Here is a 16,256-nt window from a genome sequence, read left to right on the forward strand (position 1 = left end):
GGTGAATGATGCTCTCTCCGGGGCGCCGGTGCGCCCCGGACGTGCTCATGTGATCGCCCGCTGGTGGCGATCGCGCGTGGTTGGCGACGTCCACCACGAAGCCGTCATCACCAAAATCTCCGCCGAATCCGGCTGGAGCGGCGCATATCTGTTCGCGATCGTGATCTCCGCGGGGATCTCGATCCTCGGCCTGCTGCTGCCGTCGAGCGCAGTGCTGATCGGTGCGATGCTGATCTCGCCGCTGATGATGCCGATCATCGGCCTCGGCTTCGGCATTGCGACCTTCGACCTGAACGAGATCAAGCGTGCCGGCTGGGCCTTGCTGCTCGGCTCGCTGATTGCGGTCGGGCTCTCGGCGGCCTTCGTGGCGGTTTCCCCGATCCAGACGGTGACCAGTGAGATCGCGATCCGCACGCGACCGAACCTGTTCGACCTGCTCGTCGCGCTGCTCTCTGCGGTCGCCGGCGGCTATGCTCTGATCCGCGAGCGTTCGACCACGGTCGTCGGCGTTGCCATCGCAATCGCGTTGATGCCGCCGCTCGCGGTGGTCGGCTTTGGCCTCGCAACGCAGAACTGGACGGTGCTGGGCGGATCGCTGCTGCTGTTCCTGACGAACCTCATCACCATCGCACTGACTGCGGCGACGGTGGCGCGGCTCTATGGCTTTGGCGCGCACCTGTCCCCGGCGCAGACACGGCTGCAGGGTTTGTTTATCATCGTTGGGCTTGCCGCGCTGGCGATCCCGCTCGGCCTGGCGCTGAAGCAGATTGCAGTCGAGAGCCTCGCGCGCCGGCAGATCCGCGATGCCGTGCTGCAGCCGTTCGAACGCGATGCCCGGATCAGCCAGCTCGACATCAATTTCGATCGCAAGCCGGCGGTGGTTCGCGCCATCGTGCTGACATCCAAGGTGGTGCCGGGGGCGGATGCCGCGGCAGTTGCGCTGGCAAAACGGACGGTGAGCATTCCGCTGGACCTTCACGTCGACCAGATTCGGGTGGGCATGGAAAGCGGCGCGGGCGAAGCGGCGCAGATCGCCGCAGCGCAGGGCGGCGCGGGCGCCAGCTCAGCCGCGCGCAACGATCGCAACGCGGTCGCCGAGCGGATTGGCCTGATCGTCGGGGTGCCGGAATCGAACGTGATCGCCGATCCGGTGCTGAAGCGCGCCACCGCCCGCCCGGCCGCCCTGCCCGGCGCAGGCTTCGCCACCTATCGCGCACTCGAACAGCGCGCCGAGGCCGCGGTGCCGGGCTGGAGCATCGAGCTCACGCCGCCGGACGGAACGCTGCCGCCCGTGCCGATTGGCGAAGACGGCCCGGATGCCAAGGCGCTCGACGACGCCATCTGGGCCGCGCATCGGCTGGGCCGCGCGCTGACCGTGTCCGGCCCGGCCGAGGCCGTCGCCACCGCGTTAGAGCGGCTGTCGAACGCCGGGGTGGCGGCGGAAGAAGGCGCGACGCGGCGCGGCGACACGCTGACGCTTGGGTGGCTGGAGACTCAGGCGGATCGCTGAGCCAGGATCGCCGCGCGCACCAGCGGCATCCGATCATTGCCGAAATACATGTCGTCGCCGCCAACAAAGATAATGGGCGATCCGAAACCGCCGCGCGCAATCAGCTCGTCGGTGTTGGCGCGTAGCTGAACCTTAGGGCCGTCCCCCGCGATGGCGGCGAACAGCGCGTCCGCATCCAGGCCAGCGCGCGCCGCCACCTCGGCGATCACCGGATCCTGCGAAATGTCACAATCCTGCGTCCAGTATGCCTGGAAGGCGGCGCGCGCGAACGGCACGCAATCCTGCCCCAGCCAGCAACAAGCGCGCATCACCTTGACGCTGTTCACGGGAAACACCGCGGGTGGAAAGTTGATCGTCAGGCCCTGCAGCCGCGCCCAGTCCGCAAGGTCCTTCTGCGTGTAGCGGGCCTTGGCGGGAACGGGGTTCTTGCGGCCTTCATAGACGCTTGCATTCACCGCATTGAACACGCCGCCGACCAGGATCGGTCGCCAAGCGATCTCCACGCCCAGTTCTTCTGCCAGCGGCTGGATGCTTTCGAAGCCGAGCCAAGTCCACGGGCTCGAGCAGTCGAAGAAGAACTCGATCATGCCTGCTTCTCCCCGATCCCCATCATCACCCGCTTGGCATCGGCCGTGATCTCCTCCGGACGCGCCATGCGACCCACGGCGGTACCAGCTTTGACCGCTGCTCTTTGTCGCACCTCGGCGAACCAGCGTGCCACATGGGGGAACTTGCCCATGTCGATGCCCTGGGCCTTGTGCGTGATAACCCATGGGAAGCACGCCATGTCCGCGATGGTATATTGCGCTCCGGCCACGTACGCGTTGGTCCACGCCAACTGCCGATCGAGAACGCCGTACAGCCGGTCCGCCTCGCGCCCATAACGATCGATGGCGTAGGGCAGCTTCTCCGGGGCGTAGAGCAGGAAATGGCCATTCTGCCCAAGCATCGGCCCCAGACCAGCCATCTGCCACATTAGCCACTCGGTTACCGAAATCTTTCCCCGCAGATCCTGCGGAAGAAAAAGACCGGTCTTCTCGGCAAGGTAAATCAGGATCGCTCCCGTCTCGAAGACGCTGATCGGCTCTCCCCCACCCGGTGGATCATGATCGATGATAGCCGGGATCCGGTTATTGGGACTGATCGCCAAGAACTCGGGCCGAAACTGCTCACCTGCCCCGATGTTCACTGGCTTGACGGTGTAAGGGAGCCCGCACTCCTCCAGCATGATCGTGATCTTCCAGCCGTTCGGCGTGGCGGCGAAATAGAGATCGATCATGCGGGGCCTCTCCTCTGGGCGCAGGCTAAACTCGCCGCGATCGCGCAATCAAGCAATTGACAGGTCCGCCCCGGCCGATTGTGATGCGCCCCGGGGAGGGTGCGGGGCATGAAGAGGCTGCTGACGATCCTGCTTGCGGGCCTGACGGGGGCCGCGCCGGCGCAAACCTTTCAACCACCGCAACACACACGTCCTGTGCCGCTGGTGGCCAGCGCCGGGGAGGCCGGACTGATCGACCTGGCGGATCAGGGTGGCGCCATCGAGCGTGATCGTGCGCCACATTGGCAACTTGCCGAGCATCGTCGGCTGCTCGGCGCCCTCAACGGTCTCGCTCCGCAGCGAAAAGGGACCGTGGACGCCTATGTCGTCGCGGCCGCGCTGGATAGCGATCCCGTATTCGGTCGAGAGGCGCGTGAGGCCAGCAAGGTCCTTGGTCGCCGCTACGATGCGGAGCGTCGGACTATCGTGCTAGCAGGAACAGATGGAAGCGCCCAGAGCACGCTCCCGATGGGCTCGCCGGCCAATCTTGATGCGGTTCTCGCGCGCGTGGCAGAGCTGATGGACCCAGCTGAAGACGTACTGATCCTCTACCTCACCAGCCACGGCGCGCGCTTCGGAATAGTCTACAACGACGCGGATCAGGGGTTTGGCGCTATCTCCCCGCGACGGATGTGGAGCACACTTTCGCAGTTGGGCATCCGCAATCGCCTGATCCTGATCAGCGCGTGCTATGCCGGCGTGTTCGTGCCGATCCTGTCGAGCGACACGACGGCGATTATCACCGCGGCTTCTTCAGAGCGCACGTCCTTCGGTTGCCAATCGGACAACGACTGGACCTTTTTCGGGGACGCCTTGATCAATCGAGCACTACGCAAGCCGCAGCCACTCGTCGCCGCTGCGGCGGAGGCGACGCAGACGATCGCCACCTGGGAGCGCGAGGCGAGCCTGGCCCCTTCGGAACCGCAAGTGTCGGTCGGAAAAGAGGCGATGCGGTGGCTGGCGACGCTCGATGCGCGTGCGCCGGCCGTGGTGAGCGCACCTGTCGGGCGCCCCGCCAATGCGATACTGTCTGGGTCAGGGCGGTAAGTTGGCGAAGAGCGCGGCACATATATTCGCGCCTGATCGGAACCCTCGTGCCTGCGCATGGTTCGCCGCGCCATGACCAACAGCAACGCCATCAATTATCCGCTGCTCGCCAGCCCGCAGATTCAGCTGCACGGGACGGTCGACGACGCGATGTACAACAACTTCAAGGGCCAGCTGGCTGCCGCGACCGGCGAAGGACCGCTTGTCGTGTCGATCACAACGCTCGGCGGTGATCCCGAGATGGCGCGCGCCATGGGGGACACTATTCGGCTGCTGCGCGAGTACACTGGCCGTGAGACGCTGTTCCTGGGCAAGGTCGCGGTATATTCGGCTGGCGCAACGTTCATGTCCGCATTCCCGGCCGACAAGCGTTTCCTGACGCGCGGCACGCGGCTGATGATCCACGAGCGCATCATGAACTCCACCGTGCAGCTCTCCGGCCCGCTCAACACGCTGGCGCCGGTGCTGCTGGCCAAGCTGAACGAGATCCAGGATTCGATTCGTATCCAGGACGAGGGCTTCGCGGCGCTGGTGGAGGGCACCAACGTGTCGCTCGACGAACTTCGCGCCAAGGCGCCGTCCAACTGGTATATCGAGGCGGAGGAAGCCCGTAACCTTGGGCTGATCCTCGACATCATCTGACGGCTGCGGCACCAAGGTGGCAGAAAAGCCGAAACGAGGTGCTGCTTGAGGATCGAAGGCCCGACCCCGGGGCGCAAGTTCGGCATGGCGATCCTGATCGCCCTGCTGCTCGCGATCCCGCTCTTCGCCGTGTACCTGCTCGTGTACGATCGGCAGGAGCAGTCGAACACCGCCCGCGCCTCGATCGCGGCTGGATGGGGCGGGCCGCAGACGATCGCGGGGCCGGTGCTGATCCTTCCCTATCAGGCGGAGACGACCGAGACCGTCAACGAAGGCGGGCGACAGGTGGTGCGCACCAGTATGGTGTGGCGCGAGCTGACGCTGGCGCCCGAAGTGGCCGATCTCAAGACGGAACTTACCCCCGAACGCCGGCGTCGCTCGATCTATGAAGCGGTGCTGTTCGAGGCACTGGCCAGCGGCACCGCCCGGTTCAGGCTGCCGAGCGATCTCGCGCGCTTCGGGATCACGGCGGATCGGCTGGCCTATGACCGCGCGGAGCTTCGCTTCGGGCTGAAGGATGCGCGCGGGCTGTTCGGCAAGCCGCCCGAGGTAACCGCTGATGGCCGCCAGCTGGCGTTGCAGCCTGGCAAGGGCACGCCCGCGACGAACGGCTCCGGCTTCTTCACCTGGCTCGATGCCGGCACGATCCAGAGCCAGCCGATGACGGTCAGCTTCCGCTACAGCTTCCGCGGCAACGGTTGGCTCGCGCTCGCGCCCCAGGCGGGCGACACACGGTGGCAGGTGACATCGGCATGGCCGCACCCGAGCTTCCAGGGCGGCTTCCTGCCGACGGCGCAGCAGGTGAGCGACAAGGGTTTCTCCGCCACGTGGCGAGTCGGCAACCTCGCGCTTGGCCGAAGCCTCGTCTCATCGGGAGATGTCGTTCCCGAGTCGCGCACGGAGGTGACGGATCGCTACATCACCGCCATTCCGGCCGGCGACTATGAGGCGCGGGTGGATCTTATCTCTCCGGTCGATCTCTACAGCCAGGTCAACCGATCGGTGAAATACGGCTTCCTGTTCATCGGCTTCACCTTCCTCGCCTTCCTGATGTTCGACGTGATCGGCGGCGTTCGCGTGGCAACGGTAGAATATCTGCTGGTCGGCGCGGGGCTGGTGCTGTTCTTCGTCCTGCTGCTCGCCTTTGCCGAGGTCATCGGCTTTGCCGCCGCCTATATTGTCGCGGCGGGCGCGATCATCGCCCTGTTGGCGGCCTATTCCGCCGCGGTGCTGCGCAGCTGGCGGCGGGGCGGCTATATCGCCGCGCTTCTGGCCGCGCTCTATGCCCTGCTCTACGTGCTGCTGAGCCTGGAGGCATATTCGCTGCTCATCGGATCGCTGCTTCTGTTTGCGGCCTTGGCCGGTGTTATGTATCTGACGCGCAACCTCGACTGGAGCGGCCCTCGTTCCCAGTCACCAACCGACTGAAGCGGGAACGGAAAATGGCCGAATTCACCCTGCCGGCGAACAGCAAGATCAAGGGAGGGCGCAAGATCCCTTCGCCCGAGCCGGGCGGGACGATGCGCAACTTCAAGATCTACCGCTACGATCCGGACAGCGGCGAGAACCCGCGCTACGACACGTTCGAGGTGAATCTCGACGAATGCGGCCCGATGGTTCTCGACGCGCTGATCAAGATCAAGAGCGAGCAGGACTCGTCGCTGACGTTCCGCCGTTCGTGCCGTGAGGGCATTTGCGGTTCCTGCTCGATGAACATCGACGGCAAGAACGGCCTCGCCTGCACCACCGCGATCGAGGACGTGAAGGGCGAGGTGAAGATCACCCCGCTGCCGGCGATGGACGTGATCAAGGACCTCGTCCCCGACTTCACGCACTTCTACGCGCAATATGCCTCGATCCAGCCGTGGCTGAAGACCGTCACCCCGCCCCCCGCCGGCAAGGAGCGGCTGCAGTCGCCGGAGGACCGCGCGAAGCTCGACGGCCTGTACGAGTGCATCCTGTGCGCCTGCTGCTCCACCTCGTGCCCGAGCTATTGGTGGAATTCCGACAAGTTCCTCGGCCCGGCGATCCTGCTTCAGGCCTATCGCTGGCTGGCCGACAGCCGCGACGAGATGACCGGCGAGCGGCTCGACAGCCTGGAGGATCCGTTCCGCCTGTATCGCTGCCACACGATCATGAACTGCGCGAACACCTGCCCCAAGGGGCTGAACCCGGCGAAGGCAATCGCCGAGATCAAGAAGATGGAAGTCGAGCGCGTCCTCTGACGCGACTCGACGATCCCTCCCCGCTTGTTCCGAACGAAGTCGAGGAACGGGTTGCGAGCGCCCTGCCCTAACGCCGACTTCGCCTGCTATCCACGGAGCTGATGTGGCGGATATCGAGCCGAAGCCCGAATTCCTCTATGAGGAACATCCCGATCACCCCGGGTGGCATCGCTGGGGCCTGCGCAATTCGGATCGGTATAACACCTTCCTGGGCGATATGGTCGTCCGCGTCGAGGATGGCGTTTGCCGCGTGCGAATGCTGCCGGAACGGCGCCATTCGAACCTGGGCAACAATGTTCATGGCGGCGCGATGCTGGGGTTCATCGATGTCGCACTGTTCGCCGCCGCGCGCAGCTTTGGTCTGATCACGGCTGGAACGGCCGTCACCCTCGACCTCAACACTCATTTCATGGGCGCAGGCACGATCGGCGAGCCGCTGGAGGCACGCGTGGAATTGCTCCGCGAGACTGGCCGCCTGCTGTTCATGCGCGGCCTCGTGGTGCAAGGTGAAGGCCCGGTAGCGGAGTTTTCCGGCACGATCCGCAAGCCGACCAAGCGCTGACCTGGTTTTATCGCCCGCGGCCCTCTTGGGCACCAACAGCCTGCCGATGTGAGGCCTCGCCTTCCGCAGCGGCGTCTTAGGGTTTGACCACCCTAAACGCTTGGCCGGTGCTGCCGGTGTACGCGCGTCAGAGGGCGGGACCATCAGGTCCCTCAATGGAGTTTGTCGTGGCCGCAGTTTTAAACGCCTATGAAGCCCTGATTGCCGCGGGCGAGTTGCGCGCCGATCCGGAACAAGCGGCTGCCGCGGCACGGCTCAACGCGCTGGCCTTCGAGCTTGAGAATCCGAGGACGACCGGGTTCTTCCGCAAAAAGGTCATCCCGCCGCGCGGCATCTACATGTGGGGTGACGTCGGCCGCGGCAAATCCATGTTGATGGACCTGTTCTTCGCCAACGCCTCTGTCGATCGGAAACGCCGCGTACACTTCGGCGAGTTCATGCTGGAGGTGCACGAGCGGATCGCCGCGGAGAGGCGCAAGGAACAAGGCGATCCCATCCCGCCGGTGGCCGCGGCGCTCGCCGAGGAAGCCAGATTGCTCGCGTTCGACGAGATGATCGTCAACAACTCGCCGGACGCAATGATCCTGTCCCGCCTGTTCACCGCAATGATCGAGGCGGGCGTCACAGTGGTGACGACGAGCAATCGAGTGCCAACCGACCTTTACAAGAACGGCTTGAACCGTGAGCACTTCCTGCCATTCATCGCACTCATTCAGGAGCGGCTGGACGTTCTCGCCCTAAATGGGCCGGTGGATTACCGGCGCGATCGCCTCGGACAGCAGAACACTTGGCTGGTCCCCAATGGCGCGGAAGCCACGGCACAGCTTTCTGCCGCGTTCTTCCGTCTCACCGACTACCCGCCGGAAGATCGCGACCACGTCCCCAGCGAAGAACTCACGGTGCAGGGCCGGGCACTGCGTGTGCCGAAGTCGCTCAAGGGCGTGGCGGTGTTCAGCTTTAGGAAGCTGTGCGGCGAGGCACGGGGCAGCGCCGACTATCTCGCGATTGCACGTCGCTTTCATACCGTGATCCTGGTCGGCATTCCCGTTCTTGGGCCGGAGAACCGCAACGAGGCCGCGCGTTTCGTCAGCCTGATCGACGCGCTTTACGAGCATAAGGTGAAGTTGCTGGCGGCGGCTGATGCAGAACCTGAGGCCTTATATCCTGCCGGCGATGGGCGGTTCGAGTTTCAGCGAACGGTCAGCCGTCTGGAGGAAATGCGCTCCGAAGACTATCTGGCACAGGGCCACGGGACCGGCTGAGCTTACTATTGCTATTGAGAATGGTTATCGTTAAAAAGGAACGAGCCTGCCTTTAGTGGCTTGTGCGGCTCGCTCAAAGGGCGTACCCGACCTCTCCAATCACGACCCACGTTACGGAAAGGGGATTGGATGGCCCGCAAGAAGATCGCGCTGATCGGCGCCGGCAATATCGGCGGCACGCTCGCGCACCTCGCTGCTCTCAAGGGGCTTGGCGACATCGTTCTGTTCGACGTGGTCGAAGGCGTGCCGCAGGGCAAGGCGCTTGACCTGTCGCAGTGCGGCCCGGTCGAAGGGTTCGACGCCAAGATCATCGGCTCGAACGACTACAAGGACATTGCTGGCGCCGACGTGATCATCGTCACCGCCGGTGTCGCCCGCAAGCCGGGCATGAGCCGCGACGACCTGCTTGGCATCAACCTGAAGGTGATGAAGGCGGTTGGCGAAGGCATTCGTGACAATGCGCCCGACGCGTTTGTCATCTGCATCACCAACCCGCTCGACGCGATGGTCTGGGCACTGCGCGAATTCTCCGGCCTGCCGCACAACAAGGTGGTCGGCATGGCGGGCGTTCTCGACTCGGCACGCTTCAGCCACTTCCTCGCCGACGAGTTCAAGGTGTCGGTGAAGGACGTGAACACTTTCGTGCTCGGCGGTCACGGCGACACGATGGTCCCGGTGCTCGAATATTCGACCGTTTCGGGCATCCCGGTCAGCGACCTCATCGAAATGGGCTTCTCCACCAAGGAGAAGGTCGACGAGATCATCAAGCGCACGCGCGGCGGCGGTGGCGAGATCGTCGCGCTGCTGAAGACCGGCTCGGCCTATTATGCGCCCGCCACCAGCGGCATCGCGATGGCGGAGGCTTATCTCTATGACCAGAAGCGCATCCTGCCGGCCGCAGCGCATCTGACCGGCCAGTATGGCGTTGACGACCTGTACGTCGGCGTTCCGGTCGTGATCGGCGCCGGCGGCGTCGAGAAGGTCGTCGAGGTGAAGCTGTCGGACGAGGCGAAGGCGAACCTTCAGGTCTCGGTTGACGCGGTTAAGGAACTGCTCGTCGCCTGCAAGGGCATCGACGAGAGCCTGGCGTAACGCCGGATTGATTACCCGGTGCGCGCCGGCATCCGGCAGCGCGCGCCGGGTTGAGGGATTGGAGAGCCAATGAGCATTCTCGTCGACAAGAATACCAAGGTCATCACGCAAGGCATGACCGGCAACACCGGCAGCTTCCACACCCAGGCGGCGCTCGATTACGGCACGCAGATGGTCGCCGGCGTTACCCCGGGCAAGGGTGGTGGCACGCACCTCGGCCTGCCGCTGTTCGACACCGTCGCCGAGGCGGTGGAGAAGACCGGCGCCGATGCTAGCGTGATCTACGTCCCGCCGCCCTTCGCCGCGGATTCGATCCTTGAGGCGATCGACGCCGAAGTGCCGCTGATCGTGTGCATTACCGAGGGTATTCCGGTGCTCGACATGGTGCGCGTGAAGCGTGCGCTCTCGGGCTCCAAGTCGCGCCTCATCGGCCCGAACTGCCCGGGCGTGCTGACGCCCGGCGAGTGCAAGATCGGCATCATGCCGGGCAACATCTTCAAGAAGGGCTCGGTCGGCGTCGTCTCGCGCTCGGGCACGCTGACCTATGAGGCAGTGTTCCAGACCTCGAACGCCGGCCTGGGTCAGACCACCGCGGTCGGCATCGGCGGCGACCCGGTCAACGGCACGAACTTCATCGACGTGCTCGAGCTGTTCCTGGCCGATGATGCGACCGAATCCATCATCATGATCGGTGAGATCGGCGGCAGCGCAGAGGAAGAAGCAGCCCAGTTCCTGCGCGACGAAGCAAAGCGTGGCCGCAAGAAGCCGATGGCCGGCTTCATTGCGGGCCGTACGGCGCCTCCGGGCCGCCGCATGGGTCACGCCGGCGCGATCGTCTCGGGCGGCCAGGGCGGCGCCGAGGACAAGATCGCGGCGATGGAAGCTGCCGGCATCAAGGTGGCGGCGAGCCCGAGCGAGCTCGGCTCCACGCTGCTGTCGGTCCTGGGCAAGTAAGGTAACATCCTCTCTCCTCAACGGAGAGGGGATACGAAGTCCCGGCAACTCGTTGCTTGGACGAACTTGGAGAGGGGTTGAGCGAGCCGCAGGCCCGCACGGCTTCTGCGATACCGTTCACCTCTCTCCCAGCTACGACCAGGGTCAGTCGGATCCTGGTCTGCGCAACCCTCTCTCCTGCGTTCGGGAGAGAGGGAGTGGAGTAGGCAATGGGCTACGAAGGTCAGGATTTCTCGGACATCGCCGGCGGCGTATCGCCAGCGTTCATCGATGCGCTTTATGCGCGCTTCAAGGCCTCGCCCGACAGCGTCGAGCCGGGCTGGCGCGGGTTCTTCGAGGGGCTGGAAACCGCCACCTCAGGGCCGAGCTGGCGCAACGAGCGGTGGCCGCTGACCAGCACCGACGATCTGACCGCCGCGCTTGATCCGACGCAGATGGAGCCAGCGCCCAAGCCGTCAAAGGGCAAGCCCGCCCCTGCCCCGGCTGCCGCTCCCGCGCCTGCTCTGTCGCAGGAAGAAATCGTCCGCGCGGCCGGCGACGCCATTCGCGCTCAGCTGCTGGTACGCACCTATCGCGTGCGCGGCCACCTTGCAGCGAACCTCGATCCACTCGGCCTGAATACGCAGCGCGAGCTGCCGGCTGACCTGCGCACCGAATACCACGGCTTCACCGAAGCCGACATCGACCGCCCTGTCTACATGGGTGGGACGCTCGGCCTGCAATGGGCCACGATCCGTGAGGTCGTCGACATCCTGCGCGCGAATTACTGCGGCAACGTCGGCCTTGAGTACATGCACATCGCCGATGTCGAGGAGCGCCGCTTCCTCCAGGAGCGCATGGAGGGCAAGGACAAGGCGATCGAATTCACGCCCCAGGGCAAGAAGGCGATCCTGAACAAGGTCATCGAGGCCGAGCAGTGGGAGAAGTTCCTCGGCCGTAAGTACGTCGGCACGAAGCGCTTCGGCCTCGACGGCGGCGAAGCGATGATCCCGGCGCTGGAAAGCGTCATCAAGTATGGCGGCGCGGCCGGCGTGAACGAGATCGTGTTCGGCATGGCCCACCGTGGCCGCCTGAACGTGCTCGCCAATGTCATGGGCAAGCCGCTGCGCGTGATCTTCCATGAATTTGCCGGCGGTTCGGCACACCCGGACGATATCGGTGGTTCGGGTGACGTGAAGTATCACCTCGGCACCTCCACCGACCGCGAGTTTGACGGCGTGAAGGTCCACATGTCGCTCGTGGCGAACCCGTCGCACCTCGAGGCGGCGGATCCCGTGGTGCTGGGCAAGGTGCGCGCAATTCAGACGATCGCGGGTGACCTTAGCGAACACAGCAAGTCCCTGCCGGTGCTGATCCACGGTGACGCCGCTTTTGCCGGCCAGGGCATCGTGTGGGAGTGCTTCGGCTTCTCCGGTATTCGAGGGTACAACACCGGCGGCTGCGTCCACTTCGTCATCAACAACCAGATCGGCTTTACGACGAGTCCGCAGTTCGCGCGCTCTTCGCCGTATCCCTCGGACGTTGCGAAGGGCGTCCAGGCGCCCGTCTTCCACGTCAATGGCGACGATCCCGAGGCCGTCACCTTCGCCACCAAGATGGCGATCGAGTTCCGCCAGAAGTTCCACCGCGATGTCGTGATCGACATGTGGTGCTATCGTCGGTTCGGTCACAACGAGGGCGACGAGCCGGGCTTCACCCAGCCGCTGATGTACAAGGCGATCCGCAATCACCCGCCGGTGAGCGAGATCTACGGCAAGCGCCTGATCGAGCAGAAGGTCGTGGACCAGGCGTGGGTGGATGAGAACGTCAAGCAGTTCACCACCGTTCTGGAGGGCGAATTCGAAGCTGGCGCCAATTACAAGCCGAACAAGGCAGACTGGTTCTACGGTCGCTGGTCGGGTCTGCATGCGCCTGCTGATGCCGAAACGGCTCGACGCAGCGTGGATACCGGTATCGAGCAGAAGCTGTTTGACTCGATCGGCCGGACGCTGACGAGCGTTCCGGAAGACCTGGCGATCCACAAGACGCTGGCACGCGTGCTTGAGGCCAAGCGGAACATGTTCACGACCGGCGAGAATTTCGACTGGGCTACCGGCGAAGCACTCGCGTTCGGCAGCCTTCTGTCGGAAGGCTATGGCGTTCGCCTGTCCGGTCAGGATTCAGGCCGCGGCACCTTCTCACAGCGTCATGCCGTCTGGGTCGACCAGAATACCGAAAAGCGCCACGTGCCGCTTTCGAACATCGAGCACGGTCACTTCGAAGTGCTCGATAGTCCGCTGTCGGAATATGGCGTGCTCGGCTTCGAATATGGCTATGCCCTGGCCGATCCGAAGACCCTCGTGCTGTGGGAAGCGCAGTTCGGCGACTTCGTGAACGGCGCGCAGATCATGATCGACCAGTTCATCGCGAGCGGCGAGGCCAAGTGGCTGCGCGCCAACGGTCTCGTGATGCTGCTGCCGCATGGCTATGAAGGTCAGGGTCCGGAGCATAGCTCCGCCCGGCCGGAGCGGTTCCTGCAGCTTTGCGCCCAGGACAATATCCAGGTTGCGAACTGCACCACCCCGGCAAACTATTTCCACCTGCTGCGCCGGCAGATGCACCGCCCGTTCCGCAAGCCGCTCGTGATCTTCACGCCTAAGTCACTGCTGCGCCACAAGCTGGCGGTCTCTTCTGCGGCGGACTTTGTCGGTGACACGCACTTCCGCCGGATCCTCTCAGATCCGTCGGCACCGTCCGACGAAGCGACGAAGCGGCTGGTGCTGTGCACGGGCAAGGTCGCGTATGACCTGATCGAGGCCCGAGACGCTGCCGGCGACGAAACCACGCAGATCGTGCGCATCGAGCAGCTTTATCCGTTCCCGACGGAAGCGCTGGCGAAGCGGATCGCGCGGATGCCGAACCTGGAAGACGTCGTCTGGGCACAGGAAGAACCGCGCAACAACGGCTATTGGTTCTTCGTCGAACCGTTCATCGAGGAAGCGCTTGGTGACGCCGGCTGCTCGATCAAGCGTGCACGCTACGCCGGTCGTGCCGCCGCAGCTTCGCCGGCAACTGGCCTGATGAAGCGGCACCAGGCGGAACAGGGCGCGTTGATCGCCGATGCGCTTGGGCACAGCGTGCGCGAGGAGATCCGTCGCACGCGCTCCGCAGAGACGACGAAGAAGGCCGGCAAGGCGGCGAGCTGAGAGCGTCCTGTGCCGTGGCTTCCGGCGACGCCTGGAAGCCACGGAGGGCAGGCTAATGTTGATCTTGCGAGGCGTGATCCAAGACGCGCCTCGTAACTGGGCCCCAAAGCATGGCGGGGCAGAAGGAAACGGGAATGGCAACCGAAGTTCTGGTCCCCACACTGGGTGAATCGATCACCGAAGCGACCCTCGGCGAGTGGCTGAAGCAGCCGGGCGACAAGGTCGCTGCCGACGAACCGATCGCCAGCCTCGAGACCGACAAGGTTTCGGTTGAAGTGCCGAGCCCGATTGCGGGCGTGATGGGCCAGCATGCCGTCGCTGTCGGGGATACCGTTCAGGTCGGCGCGATGATCGCCACGGTGGAGGCTGGCGATGGTGCCGCCGCTGCTGCCCCGGCGGCACAGCCCGCCACCGCGGAGAGCACCAAGTCGGAAGCCCCTGCCCCGGTCGCCGGCGGCTATGGTAATCACGGTGCAACCCCGGTCGATAGCGATGCGCCGGCTGCATTGAGCCCGTCGGTCCGCCGCGCGGTTCTGGAGCACGGCGTCGATCCCGCGACGATCAAGGGCACGGGCCGCGACGGCCGTATCACCAAGGAGGACGTCGCAGCTGCCGCGTCGTCCCGTCCCGCTGCTCCGCCGGCTGCACCTGCGGCTACGCCGACGCCGTCGGTCGCTGCATCGACGGGCCGCAAGGAAGAGCGTGTGCGCATGACGCGCCTGCGCCAGACGATCGCCAAGCGCCTGAAGGATGCGCAGAACACCGCCGCGATGCTGACGACGTTCAACGACGTCGACATGACCGCGGTCATCGAAGCCCGCGCCAAGTACAAGGACCTATTCGAGAAGAAGCATGGCGTCCGCCTCGGCTTCATGGGCTTCTTCGTGAAGGCCGCGACGATGGCGCTGAAGGACATTCCGGCCGTCAACGCCTCGATCGAAGGCGACGAGATCGTCTATCACGATTATGCCGACATCTCTGTGGCAGTGTCGTCGCCGGGCGGCCTGGTCGTGCCGGTGATCCGTGATGCGCAGGACCTGTCGGTCGCCGGCATCGAGAAGACGATCGGCGATTTCGGCAAGCGCGCCAAGGAAGGCACGCTGAAGATGGATGAAATGAAGGGCGGCACCTTCACCATCTCCAACGGCGGCGTGTTCGGCTCGCTGATGTCGACCCCGATCATCAACCCGCCGCAGTCCGCCGTGCTCGGCCTGCACCGCATTGAGGATCGCCCGGTCGTGGTGAATGGCCAGGTTGTCGTGCGTCCGATGATGTATCTTGCGCTCAGCTACGATCACCGCCTGATCGACGGCCGCGAGGCTGTGACCTTCCTGGTCGCGCTCAAGAATGCCATCGAGGATCCGACGCGCATCCTGATCGATCTCTGATCTCCGATACCTCCCGCTGGCGCCAGTGCCAGCGGGAGTTTATGTCTGCCGGCATGTCGATGCGTCGTTTCGTGCCGTTGTTTGCCTCCGCTGCTCTCGCCCTTGCAGCAGCCGCTCCCGCCCAGATCCCGGCACCCATCATGGAGCCCGGCGCCATTGAGCGGTTGAAGCCTGGCCAGTTCTTTTGGGCGCCGCAGATCGCGCCAACCGGGCCAGTGACGATGATCGTCAGCCTGAAGACACAGCGCGCCTACGTCTATCGCAATGGCGTGCCGATCGGCGTCAGCACGATTTCCTCCGGCAAGCCGGGCCACGCGACGCCGACGGGCGTATTCACTATTTTGCAGAAGCGCGTGGATCACAAGTCCAACCTCTACAACAACGCGCCCATGCCCTACATGCAGCGACTGACCTGGGACGGCATTGCGCTTCACGCAGGCTCGCTCCCCGGCTACCCCGCCAGTCACGGCTGCGTTCGTCTGCCGCTTGAGTTTGCCAAGCTGCTTTATGGCGTGACCGAACTGGGACTGACCGTGGTGATTACGAACGACGCCCTCGTGCCGGAGGTGTCGCCTGCGGCAAACCCGATGAAGGCGCCCGACGCAGACCTGCACGCGAGCCCGACCCGCTATAGCTGGAATCCGGAGCGAGCGCCGACTGGCCCCGTTTCCATCATCGTCAGCGGACGTGACAAAAGGATCATCGTGCTGCGCAACGGCAAGCAGATCGGATCAGCCACCGTTGTGCTTGATGAGCCGATTACGGCAACACAGGCCTTCACGCTGCGCGCCCTTGATACCGAGGGACCGCACTGGTTGCGCCTTCCGCTTCCGGGCGGTGGCTTGAACGCAACTGGTGAGCTGACCACCCACGATCTCACCAAAGGCCATGTTCCCGATGAATTTCGGTCAAAGCTGGAAGCGGTGCTGACTCCTGGTACGACGATGCTCGTTACCAGGGAAACCTTGGCAACCAGCGGGACCGGCAACAAGCTGGCCGTCCTAGTGACGGATCCCGAGTAAGTCCTTCCGCGGCGGCAACGCCCAGTTCTTACCAAATCACGCGCCGACC

Annotated in this window: 14 protein-coding genes; 12 read left to right on the forward strand and 2 right to left on the reverse strand. The window is 64.5% G+C overall.

The genetic code is table 11. The features are described from left to right. The first annotated feature begins 1 nt into the window (after position 1). A complete protein-coding gene (locus LK535_RS04475; RefSeq protein ID WP_227770658.1) occupies positions 2–1,510 on the forward strand; it encodes a DUF389 domain-containing protein in 1,509 nt (502 codons plus the stop codon). Here LK535_RS04475 and LK535_RS04480 read toward each other — a convergent pair. Together LK535_RS04480 and LK535_RS04485 are read right to left on the reverse strand one after the other, a co-directional pair. Beyond that, positions 1,495–2,097: a 2-hydroxychromene-2-carboxylate isomerase gene (locus LK535_RS04480; protein ID WP_227770659.1), complete on the reverse strand. Its 603-nt coding sequence runs from the start codon at positions 2,095–2,097 to the stop codon at positions 1,495–1,497. The genes LK535_RS04475 and LK535_RS04480 overlap by 16 nt on opposite strands. Further along, positions 2,094–2,789 carry a glutathione binding-like protein gene (locus tag LK535_RS04485; RefSeq protein ID WP_227770660.1) on the reverse strand — a complete coding sequence of 232 codons (696 nt, stop codon included), beginning with the start codon at positions 2,787–2,789 and terminating at the stop codon, positions 2,094–2,096. The genes LK535_RS04480 and LK535_RS04485 overlap by 4 nt, the downstream gene beginning before the upstream one ends. A gap of 108 nt (positions 2,790–2,897) precedes the next feature. On the opposite strand from LK535_RS04485, the gene LK535_RS04490 reads away from it, so the two are divergent. The 11 genes from LK535_RS04490 to LK535_RS04540 all read left to right on the forward strand — a co-directional run bounded on the left by LK535_RS04490 (position 2,898) and on the right by LK535_RS04540 (position 16,207). Further along, positions 2,898–3,875, forward strand: coding sequence for a C13 family peptidase (locus tag LK535_RS04490; RefSeq protein WP_227770661.1), 978 nt, complete (start codon positions 2,898–2,900; stop codon positions 3,873–3,875). 72 nt (positions 3,876–3,947) lie between these two features. After that, complete coding sequence (locus LK535_RS04495; RefSeq protein ID WP_227770662.1) at positions 3,948–4,517, forward strand: ClpP family protease; 570 nt, start codon at positions 3,948–3,950, stop codon at positions 4,515–4,517. Positions 4,518–4,562: 45 nt separating this feature from the next. Then, on the forward strand, positions 4,563–5,945 hold the full coding sequence (gene creD / locus LK535_RS04500; protein WP_227770663.1) for a cell envelope integrity protein CreD: 1,383 nt from the start codon (positions 4,563–4,565) through the stop codon (positions 5,943–5,945). Between the two features lie 14 nt (positions 5,946–5,959). Next, positions 5,960–6,742 (forward strand): succinate dehydrogenase iron-sulfur subunit, encoded by a 783-nt coding sequence (locus tag LK535_RS04505; protein ID WP_294444193.1) that lies wholly within the window; start codon positions 5,960–5,962, stop codon positions 6,740–6,742. 103 nt (positions 6,743–6,845) lie between these two features. Next, positions 6,846–7,304 carry a PaaI family thioesterase gene (locus LK535_RS04510; RefSeq protein WP_227770664.1) on the forward strand — a complete coding sequence of 153 codons (459 nt, stop codon included), beginning with the start codon at positions 6,846–6,848 and terminating at the stop codon, positions 7,302–7,304. 167 nt (positions 7,305–7,471) lie between these two features. Then, on the forward strand, positions 7,472–8,566 hold the full coding sequence (gene zapE, locus LK535_RS04515) for a cell division protein ZapE (protein WP_227770665.1): 1,095 nt from the start codon (positions 7,472–7,474) through the stop codon (positions 8,564–8,566). 129 nt (positions 8,567–8,695) lie between these two features. Next, a complete protein-coding gene (gene mdh / locus LK535_RS04520; RefSeq protein WP_227770666.1) occupies positions 8,696–9,658 on the forward strand; it encodes a malate dehydrogenase in 963 nt (320 codons plus the stop codon). 69 nt (positions 9,659–9,727) lie between these two features. Next, on the forward strand, positions 9,728–10,612 hold the full coding sequence (gene sucD / locus LK535_RS04525) for a succinate--CoA ligase subunit alpha (RefSeq protein WP_227770667.1): 885 nt from the start codon (positions 9,728–9,730) through the stop codon (positions 10,610–10,612). 209 nt (positions 10,613–10,821) lie between these two features. Continuing rightward, on the forward strand, positions 10,822–13,797 hold the full coding sequence (locus LK535_RS04530) for a 2-oxoglutarate dehydrogenase E1 component (RefSeq protein ID WP_227770668.1): 2,976 nt from the start codon (positions 10,822–10,824) through the stop codon (positions 13,795–13,797). A gap of 134 nt (positions 13,798–13,931) precedes the next feature. Further along, positions 13,932–15,185, forward strand: coding sequence for a 2-oxoglutarate dehydrogenase complex dihydrolipoyllysine-residue succinyltransferase (gene odhB, locus LK535_RS04535; protein ID WP_227770669.1), 1,254 nt, complete (start codon positions 13,932–13,934; stop codon positions 15,183–15,185). A 59-nt stretch (positions 15,186–15,244) separates the two neighbouring features. After that, the gene (locus tag LK535_RS04540; protein WP_227771076.1) at positions 15,245–16,207 is read left to right on the forward strand and encodes a L,D-transpeptidase; all 963 of its coding nucleotides are present in this window, start codon (positions 15,245–15,247) and stop codon (positions 16,205–16,207) included. Positions 16,208–16,256: the final 49 nt, after the last annotated feature.

The sequence above is a fragment of the Sphingomonas sp. IC4-52 genome (assembly GCF_020707225.1).
Taxonomy (GTDB): Bacteria; Pseudomonadota; Alphaproteobacteria; order Sphingomonadales; family Sphingomonadaceae; genus Sphingomonas.